12 protein-coding genes are annotated in these 20,081 nt (G+C 72.7%); 8 read left to right on the top strand and 4 right to left on the bottom strand.

Going from position 1 to position 20,081, the window contains the following annotated elements; all coding sequences use genetic code 11:
* Positions 1–8: 8 nt before the first annotated feature.
* Positions 9–722 carry a siderophore-interacting protein gene (locus tag OV090_RS31635; protein WP_267708387.1) on the bottom strand — a complete coding sequence of 238 codons (714 nt, stop codon included), beginning with the start codon at positions 720–722 and terminating at the stop codon, positions 9–11.
* Positions 723–1,061: 339 nt separating this feature from the next.
* Positions 1,062–1,394: a hypothetical protein gene (locus tag OV090_RS31640; protein WP_267708388.1), complete on the bottom strand. Its 333-nt coding sequence runs from the start codon at positions 1,392–1,394 to the stop codon at positions 1,062–1,064.
* 348 nt (positions 1,395–1,742) lie between these two features.
* On the opposite strand from OV090_RS31640, the gene OV090_RS31645 reads away from it, so the two are divergent.
* From OV090_RS31645 to OV090_RS31660, 4 genes are all read left to right on the top strand, one after another.
* Positions 1,743–2,735 carry a hypothetical protein gene (locus tag OV090_RS31645; RefSeq protein WP_267708389.1) on the top strand — a complete coding sequence of 331 codons (993 nt, stop codon included), beginning with the start codon at positions 1,743–1,745 and terminating at the stop codon, positions 2,733–2,735.
* 225 nt (positions 2,736–2,960) lie between these two features.
* On the top strand, positions 2,961–8,867 hold the full coding sequence (locus tag OV090_RS31650; RefSeq protein ID WP_267708390.1) for an AAA family ATPase: 5,907 nt from the start codon (positions 2,961–2,963) through the stop codon (positions 8,865–8,867).
* Positions 8,868–9,379: 512 nt separating this feature from the next.
* Positions 9,380–10,405 carry a multiheme c-type cytochrome gene (locus OV090_RS31655; protein ID WP_267708391.1) on the top strand — a complete coding sequence of 342 codons (1,026 nt, stop codon included), beginning with the start codon at positions 9,380–9,382 and terminating at the stop codon, positions 10,403–10,405.
* Between the two features lie 266 nt (positions 10,406–10,671).
* The gene (locus OV090_RS31660; RefSeq protein WP_267708392.1) at positions 10,672–11,748 is read left to right on the top strand and encodes a hypothetical protein; all 1,077 of its coding nucleotides are present in this window, start codon (positions 10,672–10,674) and stop codon (positions 11,746–11,748) included.
* A gap of 2 nt (positions 11,749–11,750) precedes the next feature.
* On the opposite strand, the gene OV090_RS31665 is transcribed toward OV090_RS31660, so the two are convergent.
* The gene (locus OV090_RS31665; RefSeq protein WP_267708393.1) at positions 11,751–11,978 is read right to left on the bottom strand and encodes a hypothetical protein; all 228 of its coding nucleotides are present in this window, start codon (positions 11,976–11,978) and stop codon (positions 11,751–11,753) included.
* A 396-nt stretch (positions 11,979–12,374) separates the two neighbouring features.
* On the opposite strand from OV090_RS31665, the gene OV090_RS31670 reads away from it, so the two are divergent.
* Complete coding sequence (locus OV090_RS31670) at positions 12,375–13,691, top strand: tetratricopeptide repeat protein (protein ID WP_267708394.1); 1,317 nt, start codon at positions 12,375–12,377, stop codon at positions 13,689–13,691.
* Here the strand turns inward: OV090_RS31670 and OV090_RS31675 are convergent.
* Positions 13,576–14,433, bottom strand: coding sequence for an AraC family transcriptional regulator (locus OV090_RS31675; RefSeq protein WP_267708395.1), 858 nt, complete (start codon positions 14,431–14,433; stop codon positions 13,576–13,578). The genes OV090_RS31670 and OV090_RS31675 overlap by 116 nt on opposite strands.
* A gap of 155 nt (positions 14,434–14,588) precedes the next feature.
* Between OV090_RS31675 and OV090_RS31680 the strand changes: the two genes are divergently transcribed.
* From OV090_RS31680 to OV090_RS31690, 3 genes are read left to right on the top strand one after another with little or no spacing between them, the layout of a single operon-like run.
* Entirely contained in the window at positions 14,589–17,609 is a 3,021-nt protein-coding gene (locus OV090_RS31680; RefSeq protein ID WP_267708396.1) for an aminotransferase class III-fold pyridoxal phosphate-dependent enzyme, read from the top strand.
* Positions 17,606–18,763, top strand: a complete 1,158-nt coding sequence (locus tag OV090_RS31685; RefSeq protein ID WP_267708397.1) for a C45 family peptidase — start codon at positions 17,606–17,608, stop codon at positions 18,761–18,763. Before OV090_RS31680 ends, OV090_RS31685 begins: the two co-directional genes overlap by 4 nt.
* Positions 18,760–19,986, top strand: coding sequence for an aminotransferase class III-fold pyridoxal phosphate-dependent enzyme (locus tag OV090_RS31690; RefSeq protein WP_267708398.1), 1,227 nt, complete (start codon positions 18,760–18,762; stop codon positions 19,984–19,986). The genes OV090_RS31685 and OV090_RS31690 overlap by 4 nt, the downstream gene beginning before the upstream one ends.
* Positions 19,987–20,081: the final 95 nt, after the last annotated feature.

Below are 20,081 nucleotides of genomic sequence, written 5' to 3' on the forward strand. Positions count from 1 at the left end.
CGCTCGCCTCAATCGAGCCCGCGCTTGCCGGGCGACCAGTAGGCCTTCACCTTTTGCCGGGCATGTGGCGCCGGGCTGGCCTTGAGCGCCGCGCGCAACGACTGGATCGATCGCGCATTCCCGCATAGCACCAGATCGGCGCCGGCGTGGCGGGCCAGCGCGGCCCGCAGCTGACGCTCGACCGCGAGCAAGTGGTCCGGCCCGCGCCGCACCAGCGTCCGCGGCCCGACGTCGAGCTCCGCCAGCACCGTCTCCGCCTCGTCCGCGTGCGTCACCTCGAACACGAACGACAGCGGCGCCTCCGGCCCGCGCAGCTCCCGGAGCGCACGCGCCGCGGCGAACGACGTCTCGTCGCCGAACAGCACCACCGCCGGCGCCAGCGTCGAGAACGGCAGCGACCCCCGCGGCCCGAACACACGCACGCGCTCGCCCGCCGCCGCCGCGCGGCCCCACTGCGCCCCCGGCTCCTCGCCGTGCAGATACACCAGCAGCGACACCGCCCCGCGCTCGCGGTCCGGGGCAAAGGGCGTGTACGTGCGCGGCCCCGTGCCGGGAATCATCACCTGCACCTTGTCGCCGGCGCCGTGGGCCTCGCGCAGGTCCTCGCCGGTCAGCTCGATCCGGCGGAAGTGCGGCGACACCTCGCGCGCCGCGGTGATCGTCCATTCATGGAAGAACAACCTGGCGACCGCGTCGCCGAGCATCGCCTTCACCGACGCCATGACTCTCGCCCTCCTGGCCCGCGAGAGCCTGACGTCGGCCAACCCTCGCGCGGAGCTTCCGGCGATTTCGTGGCGAAGGACGTCATCTCTGCAGATCGCAACGGTGAGTTGCAATATGAAAGACCGCCCCGGCCGACGCAATCGAACTTTCCGCACGCCCCGTCGGGCGCTCGCACGACCCGGACGCAACGCCGCAGCGTGTCGAAGTGTTCATCGACGCCTCTCGGTCCGGCGGACCCCGACCGCGTTGTGCCGGCCGGCCGCGAGGTGGCCGAGACGCGGGCCGAGAGCACAGCCTGCGCTCGGCACGTGACGCCCTCGGCGACCGCTTCCGCCGCGCTAGCTGATTCGGATCCTGGACACTTTACCGTCCAGACCGTTATTCCGGATGAAGTTGACGATCACGGTGTCATCCTCATACGAGCGTTCGAACGTTCCGACGACGTACTCGGGGACGATCCGTTTCACGTGGATGATGGTGAAGTCGTCGCTCGTCGATCCGTTTGGGTCATCGTACAGTTGGATCACCGCTCCCGCTCGCGCACCGTACAGCTTGAGCGAGCGGATCTCGTCGTTGCGGATCGGCCGGAAGTCTTGACCCGGCGTATCCTCGACCGTTTGGACGATGTTCTGCGTGGCATTGTTGCCCTCGTAGAATACGATGATTCCCATGGCGCCTCGTTCTGGGCGTGATGCCCAGCACGATGGGGCCTCATCGGCATTCGCGTGTCAATCGGGAGCGGGTCCGAGTCGCCGACGCGCGGATCGATCACGCGCGTCTCGATCGTGAGCCGCCGCGACCGCGCGTCAAAAGCCCGCCGCGATCGAGCGAGCTCGGCCGGCGTCCTGCGAGAGTTGCCCCGGTCGACCCACCTGACCTTTCAGCCAGCCTACGCGCACTCTCTCCTCCGGGCCGCGCATACGACAGGTTCGCGGCACCCATACCTGCGGTCCGGCGACCGCGCCCGCGACCTGCGCGGCCCGATGGCGCCCGCGCGGGCCTTCGCGTTACCGTGCGCCATGCGCCGCCGCCTCGCGCTCGCCGTCCTGCCCCTCCTCGCCTGCTCCACCGCCGCCGACAGCAGCAGCGCCCTCACCGACCCCACCGCCACGGATGTCTCCGGGAACATGTCCCAGGGGACAGGAACCGAAGACCCGACGGCCGCCGCCGGCACCACCGCGCCGACCACCGGCGACGAGCCGCCCGTCACCACCGGCCTCACGCCCGGCACCACCACCGACGAGCCGCCCGTCACCACCAGCCCGCCCGCGGGGCCCTGCGGTCAGCCGGCGCCGTTCACCGGCGTCATGGCCCAGAAGATCGAGGCGGCCGGCATCGAGCGCGACTACGACCTCGTCATCCCCGCCGACTACGATCCCGACCACGCCTACCCGCTCGTGTTCGCCTGGCACGGCCGCGGCGGCAACGGCGAGCTCGCGCGCCTGTACTTCAAGGTCGAGGAGGCCTCCCAGGGCCAGGCGATCTTCGTCTATCCCGACGGCCTCCCGCTCGCCGACATGGACAACCAGACCGGCTGGGACCTCGACCCCGCCAACGAAGACGTCGCCCTCTTCGACGCCATCCTCGCCGACGTCGGCGCGCGCCTGTGCATCGACTCCGGCCGCGTCTTCAGCACCGGCCACAGCTTCGGCGGCTACATGTCGAACACCCTCGGCTGCGCCCGCGGCGGCACCGTCCGCGCGATCGCCCCCGTCGCCGGCGGCGGCCCGTTCAGCACCTGCACCGGCCAGGTCGCCGCCTGGCTCGCGCACGGCACCGGCGACACCACCGTCCCCCTCTCACAAGGCGAGGGCGCGCGCGACCACTGGCTGTCCGCCAATTCGTGCGGCGACACGACCGCCACGGTCGACCCGGCCCCGTGCGTCGCTTATGACGATTGCGAGTCCGGCTTCCCCGTGCATTGGTGCCAGCACGACGAGCCCGACCTCGGCGGCCACGGCTGGCCCGCGTGGGCCGGCCCCGCGATCTGGGCCTTCTTCGCCGCGCTGTGACGTCCCTGCCGCGTCGCCGCGCCGCGACGGCAGGCGTCCATCGCCTCGCCGTCTCCCGCGCTTCGCCGTGCGCCGCGCAAATTGTCTAAATTTTGAGCTGCGGGGCGCCTCGGGCTGCCTACGCTAGGTGGGCTGGGAAGGGGCCATCTCCAGCGGGCGGCGGGAGCTGCGGACCGAGCCTCCTCCCTCGGACGCATGATCACGGGCGAGCGAGCAAGGTCTTCGATGATCGCCGTGCGAGGCTACGCGCTCCGCGAGAAGATCGAGGAAACCGCCGACTTCAGCATCCATCGCGGGCGCCGCGAGGCCGACGGCGCCCCGGTCTTGCTGAAGATCTTGCGCGCCGAAGGATCGACAGGCGCCGAGGTCGCGCGCTTCAAGCACCAGTACGAGCGCATCGCTCGCCTCGCCTCGCCGCGCCTCGTCGCGGTGCACGGCGTCGAGGAGTTCGCCGGCGCCTTGATCGTCGTCCTCGAGGACTTCGCGGGCCGCGACCTCGCGCAGCTCCTCGCCGCGCGCCCGTCCCACCGCTTGCCGCTCGCCGAGGCGCTCGACCTCGCGGCCGCGCTCGCCGAGGGCCTCGCGGCCATGCACGCCGCGGGGCTCATCCACCGCGACCTGCGCCCGTACAACGTGCTCGTCGGCGCCTCCGGCGCGATCAAGATCAAGGGCTTCGGCGTCGACGCCGAGCTCACCCACGCGCACGAGCAGCCCTACGCCGCCACGGTGCTCGTCGACGTCCTGCCCTACGTCTCGCCCGAGCAGACCGGCCGCATGAACCGCGGCGTCGACTACCGCACCGACTTCTACGCGCTCGGCGTCATCGTCTACCAGGCGCTCACCGGCCTGCGCCCGTTCGCGGCCCAGGACCCGATGGAGCTCGTCCACGCCCACCTGGCCCTCGCCCCCGTCCCGCCCGACCGCGTCGATCCGACCATCCCCACGGCCGTGTCCGCCATCGTCCTCAAGCTGCTGGCCAAGAACGCCGAGGACCGCTACCAGAGCGCCGAGGGCCTGCTCGCCGACCTCGATCGCTGCCGCGACGCCCTGCGCCGCACCGGCACGATCGAGCCGTTCGTCCTCGGCGAGCGCGATCGTCAGGACCTGTTCCGGATCCACCAGAAGCTCTACGGCCGCGAGCACGACATCGAGGCGCTCACCGCCGCGTTCGAGCGCGCCTGCGCGGGGAGCCGCGAGATCGTCCTCGTCTCCGGTTATTCGGGCATCGGCAAGTCCTCGCTGGTCCACGAGATCTTGAAGCCGCTGGCGCGCCGGAACGGCTACTTCACCAGCGGCAAGTACGACCAGTACCACCGCGACGTGCCCTACAGCGCGCTGATCCAGGCCTTCGACGACCTCGTGCGCCAGATCCTCGCCGAGAGCGAGGCCCGCATCCTCCGCTGGCGGAGCGCGATCCTCGAGGCGCTCGGCCCGAGCGCGCAGGTCGTCTGCGACGTCGTCCCCTCGCTCACCCACGTGCTCGGCGCCCAGCCGGCGGTCCCGGTGCTCGGCCCGATCGAGGCGCAGAACCGCCTGAAGTGGTGCTTCTTGCGCTTCGTCTCGGTGCTCGCGCGCGGCGCCCACCCGCTCGTGCTGTTCCTCGACGACCTGCAGTGGATCGACGCCGCCAGCCTCGGACTGCTGCGCGCCCTCCTCACCGACGACTCGCTCGAGGCGCTGTTCTTCTGCGGCGCCTACCGCGACAACGAGGTCGCGCCCGGCCACCCGCTCCTCCTCATGCTCGCCGACGCCGGCGTCGTCGTGCGTGACATCGTCCTCACCCCGCTCGCGCGCCCGCACCTGATCGAGATGCTCTCGGACAGCCTGCGGCGCGACGACTGCGGGCCGCTCGCCGACGCGGTGCTCACCAAGACCGGCGGCAACCCCTTCTTCGTCCAGGAGTTCATCCGCTCGCTGCACGACCACGGCGTCCTCGCCTACGCCGCGGGCTCGGGCTGGCGCTGGGACCTCTCCGCGATCGACGCGCTCGGCTACACCGACAACGTCGTCGACCTCATGGTCCGCACCATCGCGCGCCTGCCCGCGGCGACGGTGCAGGCGCTCGAGCTCGCCGCCGCGATCGGCCACCGCTTCGACCTCGACGTCCTCGCCGCGGTCAGCGAGTGCTCGCCCGAAGACGCGTACGCCCGCCTCGATCCCGCCGTGACCGAGGGGCTCGTGATCGCCGGGCGCGACGGCTACCGCTTCGCCCACGACAAGGTCCAGGAGGGCGCCTACGCCATGGTCCCCGTGGCGGACCGGCCCACCTTCCACCTCCGGATCGGCCGCCTGCTCGCGGCCAAGCTCGACCTCGCCGACAGCCAGAGCCTGTTCGACGTCGTCGGCCACCTGAACAGCGCCGGCGACCTCGTGTCGGACCCCGCCGAGCGGCTGAACCTCGCCCGCCTGAGCCTCGAGGCCGCGCGTCGGGCCGAGGACTCGGCCGCCTTCGGCGCCGCGCTGCGCTACCTGCATTCGGGCGCCCCGCGCCTCCCCGACGACGCCTGGACCTCACACTATTCGCTGCGGGCCGAGTACGCGAAGAAGACCGCGCTCATGCTCTCGCTGTGCGGCCGGCACGACGAGGCCCTCGCGCTCCTGTCCGACTGCCTGCAGCGCGCCGCGAGCCGGCTCGAGCGCACCGAGGTGCTGCGGCTCAAGATGAAGGTGCAGGTGCTGAAGAACGACCTGCCGGCCGCGCTCGCGGAGGGTCTCGATGCCCTGCGCCCGTTCGGCATCGACCTGCCGCCGTTCCCCGACCAGGCCGCGCTCGACGCCCAGATCGACGCGACCATGGCGCTCGTCCGCGAGGAGACGCTCGCGGCGCTGCCGGACCTGCCGCCGCTGCGGGACCCCGAGGTCTGCGCCCTGCAGGACACCCTGCAGGAGCTGTTCGTCCCCTGCTATTTCCTCGCCACCAACAACTTCGGCATCACCGTCGCCAAGGTCGTCGAGAACACCTTCCGCCACGGCCTGTCGACGATCGCCCCGTACGGCTGCATGTTCTTCGGCATGTTCCTGTGCGCGCGCGGGGACATCGAGCTCGGCTACCGCCTCGGGCGCGCGGCCGTGGCGCTGGCCGAGCGCTACCCCGACAAGAAGTCGGAGGCGAGCCTGTGCAACATGTGGGGCGCCTTCGTCCAGCCGTGGAAGGAGGGCTACGCCGCCTGCAGGGAGCCGCTGCTCGTCGGCATGCGCACCGGCCTCGAGACCGGCCAATACATCTGGTCCTTCTACAACACGGTCAACCTGATCACCAACAGCCTCCTGCGCGGCCTGCCGCTGTCCGACCTGCTCGCCGAGGCCCAGAGCTTCCAGCCGATCCGCAAGCTCGACAAGTTCGACACCATCACCTGGATCGTCGGCGCGGTCGGCCAGCTCGCGCACCAGCTCTCGGTCGAGACCGCGGCCCCGGCCAAACTCAAGGGCAAGTGGATCGACATCGACGAGGTCGTGGCCGCGGCGCGCCGGATCGACAACCAGGCGTCCCTCTTCTTCGCTCACTTCTACGTCGTGCTCCTCGGCGTGTTCCAGGGCGCGTTCGAGGCCACGGCCCGCGTCGCGCTGGCCCTGAACCCCGAGATCCCGGCCGTGGCGGCCTGGCACGGCAACCCTGCGTTCCACTTCTACGGCGGCATCGCCCTCACCCAGGCGGCGGAGGTCGTCGACCCTGACGAGCGCGCCCGCTTCCTCGCTCGCGCGCAGGACTTCGCCGCCAAGCTGTCGCGCTGGGCGGCCCTCTGCCCCGACAACCTCGCCCACCGCAGCGTCCTCCTCGGCGCCGAGCTCGAGCGCGCCCGCGGGGACGCGCGCGCCGCCGGCGACCGCTACGACGAGGCCATCGCCCTCGCGCAGCGCGGCGGCTACCTCCACGACGAGGCCCTCGCCAACGAGCTCGCCGGTCTGGCCTTCCGCGCGCTCGGCAAGGCCACCATCGCCCGCGCCTACCTCGCCGAGGCCCACCGCGCCTACGGACGCTGGGGCGCGACCGAAGCGATGCGGCGCCTCGAACGCTCGTACCCCGACCTCGTCCCCGGCGAGCTCCTCGCCGCGCCCGCCGGCGCCACCCTCGACATCGGCTCGGTGCTCAAGGCCACCCAGGCCATCTCCGGCGAGATCGTCCTCGACCGCCTGCTCGACGCGCTCATGCGGATCCTCGTCGAGAACGCCGGCGCGCGGCGCGGGGTGCTGCTGCTGCTGCGCGACGGCCGGCTCGTCGTCGAGGCGGAGCACCGGATCGGCGACGCTGCAGTCCACGTGCTCGGCGCGGCGCCCCTCGAGGGCCGCACCGACCTGCCGCACAGCGTCATCACCTACGTGGCGCGCACCTGCGAGACCGTCCTCCTCGACGACCGCGCGCTCGACGGCCCCTTCGGCCGCGACCCCTGCTTCGCCCGCGCCGCGCCCTACTCCTCGCTCGCCGCCCCCATCGTCTGCAAGGGCCGCCTGGCCGGCATCCTCTACCTCGAGAACGACCTCACCCGCTCCGCCTTCACCCCCGACCGCGTCGAGCTGCTGCACCTGCTGTCGGCCCAGGCCGCCATCTCGATCGAGAACGCCCGCCTCTACGCCGACCTGCAGCAGGAGAACGCCGAGCGCCGGCGCGCCGAGGCGTTCTTGCGCGACAACCAGCTGCTCCTGCAATCGATCGTCGACAACACCACCGCCGTCGTGTTCGCCAAGGATCACGCCGGCCGCTACATGCTCGTCAACCGCGGCTTCGAGGAGCTGTTCCACATCAACCGCACGCAGGTGATCGGCAAGACCGACCACGACCTCTTCCCGGGCGACCAGGCCGACATCTATCGCGCCAACGATCTCCTCGTGGTCGAGCAGGATCGGCTGATGGAGATCGAGGAGGTCGCGCCGCGCCGCGACGGCCCGCGCACTTACCTGTCCCTCAAGTTCCCGCTCCGCGATCCCGACGGCAAGCCCGGCGGCGTGTGCGGCATCTCGACCGACGTCACCGCCCGCAAGCGGGCAGAGGACGTCCTGCGCCGCTCTCACTCGCTGCTCGAGGCGACCCTGGAATCGACCGCCGACGGCATCCTCGTCGTCGACGCGGCGCAACGCGCCGTGCGTCACAACCGCAGGTTCGTCGAGATGTGGGGCATCCCCGATCACGTCCTCGCCACCGAGTCCGACCGCGCGTTCCGGCTGTTCGTCCGCGACCAGCTCGTCGATCCCGAGGCGTTCCTGCGCAGCATCGACGCCCTCTACGCCGCGCCCGAGGACAGCGCCGTCGCCATCATCCCGCTCGTCGACGGGCGAGTGTTCGAGCGCTACTCGCAGCCGCAGCGCCTCGGCGAGCGCGTGGTCGGGCGCGTCTGGAGCTTCCGCGACGTCACCGCGCGCGTCCACGCCGAGCGGCAGCGCGACCGCCTGCTCATGGACGAGCGGCACGCGCGGGCCGCAGCGGAGGAGGCGGTGCGTCAGCGCGACGAGTTCATCTCCATCGCCTCGCACGAGCTCCGCACCCCGCTCACCAGCCTGCAGCTCGCCGTCCAGTCGCTGGAGCGGCGGCTCGCGCGGGGCGTCGACGTCGAGCGCGCGCGCTCCGTCATCGCGGTGTCCAGCCGTCAGGTCCAGCGCCTCGCCGACCTCGTCGACATGCTCCTCGACGTCTCGCGGATCCAGGCCGGGCGGCTCGAGCTGAACCGGGAGCCCGTCGATCTGCGCGCGCTCGTCGTCGAGACCGTCGCCCAGTTCGACGACCAGCTCGCGCAGTCGGGCACCACGCTCACCATGCGCGCGGAGCAGCCGGTCATCGGCCAGTGGGATCCGTACCGCCTCGAGCAGGTCGTGACCAACCTGATCGCCAACGCGATCAAGTTCGGCGAGAACGCGCCGATCGAGATCGCAGTCACCGCGGAGGAGGGGGTCGCGCGGCTGTGCGTCACGGACCACGGCATCGGCATCCCGGCCGAGGTGCAGGCGCAGCTGTTCGAGCGGTTCCGCCGCGGCGTCTCGTCGCGGCACTACGGCGGCCTCGGCCTCGGCCTCTACATCACGCGCACCATCGTCGAGGCGCACGGCGGGCGCATCCGCCTGGACAGCGAGGCCGGCCGGGGCGCGACGTTCTGCGTCGACCTGCCGCTCTCGCCCGCGAGCACGACGGCCGGCAAATCATAGCACCACTCCTCGATGTATTCGTCGCGCCCGCAGCGGCCGACACTCCGAGGATTGTCGAGACTCTCTACAATCACAATATCGAGTCCGATTCGCTGCGTCTGCGCCCCTCCAGCGAATCGGACTCGACCGGGCCGCTCCCGCCCTCGACCTTGCCGCGCCCAACCAGTCGCGGGCACGGGCGGCGCGGAGGCGGCGCTCACCCGCCGAGGCCGGCACTCGGACGATCGCCGCGACGATTCACAACGGCGATATCCTGTCCTCTCGATCCAATCGGACTCGCCCGGGGATGCTCATGCATCCGCGCGCCCGCCAGCGACCCGCCGACCTCGGTCGCGCGCTCCCGGAGTGCCGCGACCCCATGACGTTGTTCGGCGCGCCGCTCGACGACCCTCGCGCGCTCGCCCGCGCCACCGCGCGCTCGCCTGCGCCCCCGCGTGCTCGCCTCGCGTCGCCCCTCGGCCGCCCCGCGGACGCCTTGAACCCGCGCCGCCGGCCCCGCTATCGTCCTCGCCGTGGACCCGCGCCGCCTCCTCGTCCTGCTCGCCGTCTTGCTGTCGGCCTGCGGCGAGCGCCGGGCCCTGCCCGTACGCGACACCGCGGCCACCTGGCTCCCGCGCGAGGACGAGTGCGCCGCCTGTCACGGCGAGATCGCCGACGCCTGGGCGCGCTCGCGGCACCACGCCGCCTTCACCAACGCCGACTTCCAGCGCGCCTACGCCCGCGAGCCCACCCCTTTCTGCCGCGAGTGTCACGCCCCCGAGCACGCCCGCTTGCCCGCGAGCGACGCCGACGCGCTCGGCGTCGGCTGCCTCGCCTGTCACGGCGGTCCCGCGACGATCGTCACCGGGGCCGCGCGCACCGGCAGCGACGCCCCGCACGGGCTGCGCCGCGATCCCTCGTTTGCCACCCACACCTGCGCCCGCTGCCACGAGTTCGACTTCCCCGAGGGCAGCGGTCGCGCCCGCGGCACCATGATGCAGACCACCATGCGAGAGCACCGCGCCTCGGCGCACGCCGATCGCAGCTGCGCCGACTGTCACATGCCGGGCGCCGGCCACGACTTCGCCTCCACGCGCGATCCCGCCGCCATGCAGCGCGCGCTCGCAGTCATCGCCCGGCGCGACGGCGACGCCCTCGAGCTCGACCTGCGCACCCGCGACGTCGGCCACGCCTTCCCCACCGGCGACCTCTTCCGCCGCCTCGCAGTCCACGCCGCGCTCGTCGACGCCGACAACCGCGAGCTCGCCCGCGACGTCCGCTACCTCGCGCGTCACTTCGTCCCGCGGCACCATCCGGACGGCCGCCTGCGCCATGATGCCAACCTCCCGGTCGCCGACGATCGGGTCCACGGAGCCGCCCGGGTGCGCCTCGATCTGCGAACCGTCGGTCCGGCCGGCCGCGCCGAAATGGTGTGGCGGGTCGACCTCGAGCGCGTCGACGCGCGCGATCCCGACCGCCCCGAAACCTCGACGATCGCTGATACCATTCGCCTCGCCGAGGGGCGCCTCCCTCCAATCCCACCTGCGAGCTCGCCATGACGACGCCCGATCGTGCCACCATCCTCTTCGCGTCGATCGCCGCCGTTTGCCTCGGCGCCGCCTGTACTGCCAATCCCCCGCCCCGCGACGCGCGCCCGACCGCCGAGGCAGCGCCGACACCCGCCGCCCCGCCCGCGGCCCCTGAAGCCCCGCCAGCGGCCCCCGTCGCGGCTCCGCCCGCCGCCCCGCCTACGCCTGCGGCCCCGCCCGCGCCCGCGGCCCCACCGGCTCCTGCCAATGAGCCGACCCCGCCGGACCCGCCCGCATTGCCCTCGCTCGCCGACGCCGATTCGGACGCCCCCGCGGCCGATCCTGCCGCCGATCCGGCCGCCGATCCTGCCGCGCCGGCCGCCCCGATCGCCCTGGTCGCTGCGCCTGTCGCCCCGACCGAGCACACCGTCCAATGGCGCGACGTCGTCACCCTCGCCGCCGACACCGTGCCCAAGGGCTTTCAATACTTCGCCACCGGCGTGCTCGCCGGCGAGGCCCCGAATTTCTTCACCCTCGACGCTACCGGCGCCTGGACCCCGGCCGCAGTCTCGACCAAGCCGGGCCGGCTCAGCGGCCACTGGCCCGACGAGGCCTGGGCCGTCGAGATCGGTCACACCAACGATCGCGCGGTCCTCAGCCGGCTGCGACTGCATCGATTGCGCGGCCAGAGCCGGTGGGTCCCGCAGGCGATCGGCGTCGATCAATGGGTCTTGGCCGACGACCTCGGCCCCGTGCGCAAGAGCTGGAACGTCGGCTTCCTCGCCGTCCACCACGACAACCTCGTGCGCATCGCCGGCAACGGCGCCCCCGATCCCGCCCTCCCGCTGGTGCGCGGCTCGCTCTTTGACTTCGTCGAGAGCAAGGCCGGCGACCTCTACGTGCTCTCGTCCGACGACGTCACCTACTACGTCCAGCCCGCCTGCGCCGACGAGGCCTGCGTGCAGACCCACAGCACCCCGCTGCCCCAGGGCGCCTGGGAATGGGAGCACAGCATCCCGCGGCAGAAGCACAGCGTCTCGATCGCCCTGCGCGACCGCACGAGCAGCGTCACCAACCACGTGCTGCATTACGAGACCGGCGGCTGGAAGCTCGAGGCCCTGCCCGCGGGCGCTCGCCTCGCCGCGCTCTGGCCGACCAGCGACGGCGGCATGTGGGCCCAGACCGAGACCGGCCTGCTCCACCGCGATCCCGCCGGCGCGTGGCGCAGCGTCGCCCTCCCCGCCGGCTTCCAGCCCAGCGGCCCGGTGTTCGCGGCCATGACCGGCAACCTGAGCGAGCTCGTGATCGTCGGCGCCCGCGACGGCGGCCAGGTCGTCCTCGCCACCGCCGCCAAGGCGCAGCCCGCCGGCTGATCTCAGGCGCGCGCGCGCTTGAAGCAGACCACCGCGTCCGCCATCGTCACCAGCTCCCAGCCCTCGTCCGCGGCCTTGGCGATGCGCTCGTCGAGGTCGATGGAGAGGTCGTAATTCATGCATATGTGCTCGAACCGCGGCGTCATCGCGGGAGACTGCGCGAGCGCGGCTCCGGCGGCGCAGCCGACGAGAATTCCGGACAATACGAGAGCGAGGTTCTTCCAGCTCATCGGTCGCGCATCGTAACACCCTCGAAAACGCCGCAGCCGATTCACCGCGGACCGGACCCTCCCTCGATTACACAGACGACATACCGGGCACGAATGATAGGACTTCGATTCACGATCGGCCCTGCGCAGCCCCTTTGTTCGCGCCGCTCGATCCGCGTGACCCATCCCCACTGCCCGCGCCTCCGAGTCGTGACCCACGGTTGAGCGAATCCCGCGAGGGACCGTCGCACCGCCGGCGCCGACATCGCACCACCGCTCGCACGCTCGCCCCGCCGGGGCTCGCACCACCGCCGTCCGTGTCGGCCCTCACGCCTCGCTCGAAGCCCTGCATCGCCGTCTGCGCCGCCTCTGGCCCCATCTGGCGCGCGCCCGCCCGCCGTGCTAGGAGGCCCCGCCATGAGCGAGGAGCGCCGGCGCGTCCTGAACAACCTCGACCGGATCGAGGATCGCCTGCGCGACGCCCCCGAGGGCCTGCACGACGCCGGTGAACCGGCCGACGAGCAAGCACTCGCGGCCTCCGGCCTCGATCCCGACGTCGCCCTGCTGTGGGGCACCTACGACGGCATCGACCTCGGCGGCGGCGAGGCGCGGGTCTACCCGCTGGCCGAGCACGCCGAGGCCACCGAGGCCGCCGCCGCCGACGGCCGGCTGCGCCCTGGCGACCGCGTCATCGGCGAGCGCGGGCGCGACCTCCTCGTGCTCGCCGCCGACCCGCACGCCGAGGGCGCCGACGTCGTCCTCGTCGAGGAGGACGGCGAGCGCCTGCCGTGCGCCTCCTCGGTCGATCGCATGGTCCTGGCCCTGCTCGGCGAGTTCTCGGTCTTGTTCGACGAGGACGGCGAGTACCAGGCCGACCTGTTCGGCGACGACGGCGAGCTCAGCCCCGCCGCCGAGCGCCGGATCCTGCGGCGCCACCTCGACCTCGACCCTGACGCCCCGCTGGCCCGCTTCCGCCTGGCCCAGTCGCTGCGCCGCGCCGGCGAGCTGCGCGGGGCCGCCCAGGAGCTGCGCCAGCTGCTGCGCCGCGCCCCCGACTTCGTGTGGGGCCACCTCGAGCTCGGCCGCGTCCGCCTCGGCGACGGCAAGCCTGGCGACGCGGTCGCCGCCTTCCGCAAGGCCGCCGAGCTGGCCGCCGAGCCGGGCCTGCGCGCCCACTGCCTGGCGCTGGCCTGCCTCGCGCTTTCGGGCATGTCCGAAAAGCCAGGCTCTTCCGCACAGGTCCCCAAGGCCATGTCCGACAAGACAGGTCCTTCGGCACAGGAAGCAAAGGCCAGCGCCGAGCGGGCCGCCCTGGCCGCCGCCGCCCTGGCCGCCAACCCGATGTTCGCCGCCGCCCAGGAGGCCGCCGTGCGCGACGCCCTGGAGCGCGAGGACGCGGCCGCGGCCGACGAGCAGCTCACTCTCGGCCTCGCGGTCGTGCCCGGCCACCTCGGCCTGCTCGCCTTGCGCCCGGCCCTGGCCGAGCTGAAGGCGCGGCCGGCCGACAGCGAGGACGACGAGCTCGCGGACGAGGACGACCCGGACGCCGACATGGACCCCGCCCTGCTCGACGACGACGCCGAGCGGGTGGCCGCCCACGCCAGGCCCGAGCCGCCGGCTAAAGCGGACCCAGCGCCTGGTACTGGCTCGGCGTCATCCCCATATGGCGGGCGAAAGCCCGCGAAAAGCTCGGATGGTCGGCGAAGCCGGCGCCCAGCGCGATCTCGAGGATAGAGCGCCGCGACGTCCGCAGCTCGCGGGCCGCCTGGCACAGCCGGAGCGTGCGCAGATAGGCGCCGGGGGTCATCCCGACCACCTGCGCGAACTGGCGCAGGAAGTGGTACTTCGACAGCTCGGCGACGCTCGCCAGCTCGTCGAGCGACAGCGTGGTCGGGTCGATGCGCGGGTCGAGGCTGCGGATGTAATCGACCACGCGGGCGATCTTGCGGTGGGCGATGCGGTTGGTCGAGCGGCGCAGCGGCTCGCGCAGGTTGGAGAACTCGGTGAACGCGTGGCTGACCACGTCGTGCAGCGCGGCCTCGACCTCGAGCGTGCGCCCGGGCGCGTTGTCGCTGCGGACCAGGTCGTGCAGCGCCGTGATCGCCGACACCAGCTCGACGCGGCCGGTCACGCGCACGCTGGTGAATTCGGGCGCGCAGCGGGGCCCTGCCGCGTCTTCGACGAGCCCGAGCGCCAGCCGGCGGTCGACGTAGAGCGTGATGTAATCGACGTCGCTGCTGCCGCGGGCGTTGCCGGTGTGGACCTGCTGCGGGTTCATCAGCACCACGTCGCCCGGGTCGAAGCTGAACAGCCGACCCGCCACGTGGCACTCCTCGTGCCCGGCCAGCTGGGCGCAGATCAGGTACTCGTCGTGGAAGTGCGGCGTGAGCGGGCGACTGCCGTGCGCGCCTGAGGCGTGGTAGAGCGTGAAGCCCCGCCCGCCGAAAAACGCCGTGTGAAGATCGGCCCGGGCCATGGCGCGAGCCTACCCCCGCCGCCGCGTGCGGTCCACCACCTCGGCCCCCGCCCGCCGGCGCGCGCGCGTGAATCGGCCCACGCGTGAGGGCGGCCTCGCCGCCCGCCGCAGGGACAGCACAGCGATCGTGCGACCTCGGCGATACACTTCGAGACGTGTCTATTGAACCGAATTCAGGCCGTGACCTCGACCTCAACGCCCGGCTCGACGCCCTCGAGGCCAGCCAACGGGCCGAGGCGCCGCGCCCGCGGGCGATCTTCGAGCGCGAGACGAGGCGCGTCCGGATCCCGCCGGGCGGCGAGCTGCCGGAGTCGGCGGCGCTGCTCGAGCGCTTCTACGGCGGCGGCTTCACCGTCCGCGAGAAGAAGCCGATGGTCGTCGACACCCGCCGCAGCTCCGGCCCCTACATGGTCTCGGTCGACGCCCGGCCGCTCACCTTGCTCGACGCCTGCTCACAGATCGCCACCCAGACGCACGGCTTTTATCACCCGGGCATCGTCAAGGCGCTCTACACCGGCCGCTTCGAGCACTGCCTGTGGAGCAACCCGGACACCACGGTGCACCACGTGCCCGAGCTCGCCGCCTACGAGGAGGCGCTCGAGCGGCTGGCCCCGCCCGCGCTCGACCACGTGAGCTTCGTGGGCGCCGGCGGCGCCGAGGCCAACGAGAAGGCGCTGCGGATCGCTCGCCTGCACGCGCCGCCGCCGGTGAACGGCCCGCGCCGCCGCGTGCTCGCCTTCCGCGACGGCTTCCACGGCCGCACGCTCGCCACCCTCGCCGCCACCTGGAACCCGGAGAAGCGCGCGCCCTTCGAGTTCGCCGGCTACGAGGCCGTGTTCAGCCGCGCCGACCTCGGCGAGGTCGAGCGCCTGCTCGACGAACGCGGCCACGAGATCTACGCCATCGTCGTCGAGCCGATGCAGGCCGAGGGCGGCGACGTCTACCTGCGCCGCGAGTTCTTGCTCGGACTGTGCCAGCTGGCCCGCGCGCGCAAGCTGCCGCTCGTCGTCGACGAGGTGCAGACCGGCTTCGCCACCGGCGGCCCGTTCTTCTGGTGGACGCGGCTCGGCCTCGGCGGCGACGAGGCCACCGCGCCCGACATCCTGACCTGCGCCAAGAAGGCCTGCCTCGGCGTCGTCCTGTCGCGCTGGCCCGACCCCGAGAGCAACCAGGTCCACGTCGCCTCGGCGCTGCGCGGCCTCATCCAGCTCGAGACCTCGCGCGACCAGGCCAACCTCGAGCAGCTGCTGCGCCCGCGCGCCGAGGCGCTCGCCGAGGCCTTCCCCGGCCTCGTCGGCGACGTCCGCCTGGCCGGCACCGCCCTCGCCTTCGACCTGCCCGACACCGCCGCCCAGACCGCCTTCATCGACCAGCGCTACCAGCGGGGCCTCATGACCTACCCCGCAGGCGAGCGCACGATCCGGTTCCGCTTCAGCGCCGGCTGGGACGAGCGCGTCCTCGACGACCTGTTCAAGCGGATCCACGAGTCGCTCGCGCGCCTGTCCGACAAGACAGCCAAGGATTGGACCCCCGAGGGTCAGTCGGCCGACAGCGACCCCGCAGTGATCGTGCGGCCGATCGAGGAGCGCGACTGGCCGCAGATCATGGTCATCGAGAACGCCAGCTACGAGCCGGCGCGACGCGACAGCGAGGCGTACCTGCGCCGCGCCGCCTCCACCGGCCTCGGCCTGTGCGCCGTCGACACCGCCACCGGCGCCATCCTCGGCTTCTGCTTCGGCGGCCCGCTCGAGGGCTTCCGCGGCGTCTCGGGCGCCAGCCAGGACGAGCGGCTCGGCCTCGGCGACACCTTCTACTCGGCCGACGTCACCGTCGCCGAGGCCGCGCGAGCCCGCGGCGTCGGTCGCCTGCTCAAGCGCGCCCAGGTCCAGTGGGCCAAGGTCCACGGCTTCTCCTACGTGTCCGGCCGCAACCGCGTCGGCACCACCGACGCCATGGCCTCGCTCAATCGCTCCTACGGCGCCTTCCCGGTGGTCCGCCTGACGCATCAGTACGAGGGCAACGCCCTCGCCGACTACTACCGGATCCCGCTGGTCCCGCCGCCGGCCCCGAAGAACTCGCCCGACGAGGGCATCCTCGACCTCGCCAGCGGCCTGCAGCAGCCGTTCGGGCCCGCGCCCGCGTTCATGGCCAGCCACGAGCTCGTCGGCCCGACCGCCAGCAAGATCAACCTCAGCAACTACGCCACGATCGACACCGTCCACTACACCGAGCACCTGCGCCTGCTCGCCCCGCGCGGCACCGGGCACATGTACTTCACCTCGTCGCGCGACGAGACCGTCGACAAGGCGCTCCGCTGCCTCCGCCTCAGCCGCCCGCAGGGCCAGCTCGCCGTCGGCCTCGAGGGCGGCTACCTCGGCCACGTCACCGCCGCCGCCCGCAGCCTGTCCGACCCGGCCGGCTTCGGCGACGGCCTGGCGCTGTTCGAGTTCCCGCGCCTGCCGCACCCCGAGGCCGACCTGCCCGGGTTCGAAGCTGGCCTGAAGGACCTGGTCGAAAAGCAAGGTGCCGACAAGCTCCTCGGCCTGTTCGTCGAGGTCGTCGGCGAGCGCTCGGGCCGGGTCCTCGCCGGCGAGACCGCGCGGGCGCTGGCCGCCGCTTGCAAGGCCCACGACATCCCGCTCGTCCTGGTCGAGACCGCCAGCGGCGGCTACCGCAGCGGCCCCTCGGCGTGGGGCGTCGACGCCTTGCCGGCCGACGTCGTGCCCGACATGGTGCTCTGGTACCCCGGCGGCCAGATCGGCCACATCTTCGTCGGCGACCGCTACTTCATCAAGAAGCCGCTGGTGCTCATCTCCACCTGGGACGGCGACGAGCTGTCGGCCGTGCGCGCCCACGAGCACCTGCGGGCCGCGCGGCGGCTCGACCTCGGCGAGGCGATCGCCGCCCTCGACGAGCTGCTGCAGCGCGACGTCCTGCCCGCCTGCCCCGGCGCGCGGCTGGGCGGCGTCGGCCTCTACCGCACGATCACCTTCCCCGGCGTCGGCATGGCCGAGGCCGTCGACCAGGCGTGCCTCCACCGCGGCCTCTACCTCGGCAACGGCCTGCCCGACACCCTCGTGTTCGCCCCGCCGCTCACCATCTCCCCCGCGACCATCACCGGCGACCTGCGCCGCCGCGTGCTGGCCGCCATCGACGAGGCCCGGAGCCCCGCGTGACCGACTCCTTCGCACCGTTCCTGTTCGATCAAGACGACCCGGCGAGCCGCGGCGAGGCCCACGGCGAGCAGTGGCGGGCCGAGATCCGCGAGCTCGCCGAGATCCGGGCCGCGCTCGCCCTCAAGAAGGGCTCGTTCACCGACCGCGCCCAGCTCGACGCCGTCGCCCGGCTGCACCTGCCGCTGCTCGACAACTTCTCCGCGCCGCTGTCCGCCGAGCTGCGGGGCATCGCCCGCGGCGCCGACGTCGCCCCCGAGGCGGTCGTCATCCTCAACCACTACACCGACCTGCGCGACGTCCCGCCGAGCGTGCTCGAAGGGACATGTCCCGAAGACCCTGTCGCCGAGGACACCTTCCGCGCCCTCAACCTCAACGCCGACGACCCGGGCGGCTGCACCGCCGTCTACCTGCCCGGCCGCGACGCCCCGGTGCTCGGCCAGACCTGGGACATGCACGGCACCGCCGAGCCGTTCGTGCGGGCCATCCGCATCAAGCCGAGGAGCGGCGACGACGAGTTCGTCTGCTTCACCCTGACCGGCTGCCTCGGCATGACCGGCGTCAGCGCCCGCGGCCTCGCCGTCACCATCAACAACCTGACGAGCACCGACGGCCAGGTCGGCGTCGTCTGGCCCGCGCTCGTGCGCGCCATGCTGGCCTGCGCCAGCGCCCGCGAGGCCCGCGACCTGCTGCTGCGCACCCGCCTGTCGTCCGGCCACCACTACATGATCGCCGACGGCCGCGAGTTCTACGGCGTCGAGACCTCCGGCAAGCTCAAGGTCGTCACCCAGACCGGCGCCCGCGCGGCCCACCTGCACACCAACCACTGCTTCGACCCGGTCCTGCGCCGCCACGAAGCTGTCCCGAAGGCCAGCACCTCCTTCCGCCGCATGGAGCTGGCCACCACCCTCTACGTCCAGCAGCGCCCGCAGGACGCGCGCGCGCTGTGGACCATGCTCTCGAGCCACGACGGCTACCCGCGCTCGGTCTGCTCGCACATCGACGACGCCGGCGGCGACCCCTCGGCCTCGAAGACCTGCGGCCGCATGATCGTCGACCTCACCCGCGGCGAGGTCCTGGTCGGCCGCGGCTGCGGCCAGACCGAGCCGTTCACCGTCGTCAAGCTCGACCGCTGGCGCGGAGCCAATGTCCCATGAGCCACATCTTCTACACCTGGACCGCCCAGCGCCACGCCCACCCGCTCACCGTCGACGCCGCCGAGGGCGCCCGCTTCCACACCCGCGAGCACGGCTGGCTGTGGGACCTCGAGAGCCAGACCTACAACGTCAACGCCGGCCACGGGCACAAGCACATCCAGGAGCGGATGATCGCCCAGATCCGCGAGCTCCCGGTCGCCGGCCCCAACATGCGCCTCGAGGTCCGCGAGCAGCTCACCGCGGCGCTGGCCGAGCGCACCGGGTTAGGGCGGGCCTTCCTCGCCTCCGGCGGCGCCGAGGCGGTCGAGAACGCGATCAAGATCGCCCGCCTCGTCACCGGCCGCAGCAAGATCGTCACGCGCCGCCGCAGCTACCACGGCGCCACCCTGGCCACCCTCGGCATCGGCGGTGACCCGCGCCGCGCCCCGTTCGCCGCCGACCTGCCGCCCGCGATCCACATCGACGACCCCTACCCCGTGCCCGCCGACGAGCCCTCGGCGTGGGTCCAGAGCCTGCACGAGGTCGTCGAGCGCGAGGGCCCCGAGACCATCGCCGCGATCGTGCTCGAGGGCTTCACCGGCACCAACGGCATGCAGCACCCGCCGCCCGACTTCTGGCCGGCCGTGCGGGCAGTGTGCGACCGCCACGGCATCCTCCTCGTCGACGACGAGATCTTCAGCGGCTTCGGCCGCACCGGCCGGTGGTTCGCGCGCGAGCACTGGGGCGTGCAGCCCGACCTCATGGTCCTGGGCAAGGGCCTCACCAGCGGCTACGCCCCGCTGTCGGCCGTCATGGTCTCCGCCGCCGTCGCCGCCCACTTCGACGACCACAAGCTGTGGTGCGGCGTCACCCACTACGCCCACCCGGTCGGCTGCGCCGCGGCGCTCGGCGCCCTCGAGGTCTACGCCGAGGAGCGCCTGCCCGAGCGCGCCGACCAGGTCGGCGCGGTGTTCGCCCAGCGCTTTCAGGACATGTCCCAAAGGCCAGACCTGCACGGCGCCGTCCGCGACGCCCGCGGCCTCGGCCTGATGCGCTGCCTCGAGCTCGACCGCCCGGCCGCCCCCGTGGCCGCCCGCCTGCTCGAGCGCGGCGCCTACGTCCCGTACCGCGACAACCTTTTATTCATCTGCCCGCCGCTCTGCATCACTGCCGAGCAGGCCCACATCGTCGCCGACCTCATCGCCGACGCTGTTGCAGAAAACATCAGCTCTCCGCGCGCCTGAGGCCCGTCCCGGGCCCGGATTCACCAAACGGCGGCAAAACCCGGGTGAGCTTGCCGATCCGGTCGCACTGATCCGTCCCCCCCCGGCTCGGCGCT

Origin of the sequence: Nannocystis sp. RBIL2, assembly GCF_026626745.1 — a bacterium.
Classification (GTDB): domain Bacteria; phylum Myxococcota_A; class Polyangia; order Nannocystales; family Nannocystaceae; genus Nannocystis.

Coding starts and splice junctions, on each gene's coding strand:
- OV090_RS31690 (WP_267708398.1), top strand. CDS start 18,760: ATGAGCCACATCTTCTACACCTGGACCGCCCAGCGCCACGCCCACCCG.
- OV090_RS31675 (WP_267708395.1), bottom strand. CDS start 14,433: ATGGCCCGGGCCGATCTTCACACGGCGTTTTTCGGCGGGCGGGGCTTC.
- OV090_RS31645 (WP_267708389.1), top strand. CDS start 1,743: ATGCGCCGCCGCCTCGCGCTCGCCGTCCTGCCCCTCCTCGCCTGCTCC.
- OV090_RS31650 (WP_267708390.1), top strand. CDS start 2,961: ATGATCGCCGTGCGAGGCTACGCGCTCCGCGAGAAGATCGAGGAAACC.
- OV090_RS31635 (WP_267708387.1), bottom strand. CDS start 722: ATGGCGTCGGTGAAGGCGATGCTCGGCGACGCGGTCGCCAGGTTGTTC.
- OV090_RS31640 (WP_267708388.1), bottom strand. CDS start 1,394: ATGGGAATCATCGTATTCTACGAGGGCAACAATGCCACGCAGAACATC.
- OV090_RS31670 (WP_267708394.1), top strand. CDS start 12,375: ATGAGCGAGGAGCGCCGGCGCGTCCTGAACAACCTCGACCGGATCGAG.
- OV090_RS31665 (WP_267708393.1), bottom strand. CDS start 11,978: ATGAGCTGGAAGAACCTCGCTCTCGTATTGTCCGGAATTCTCGTCGGC.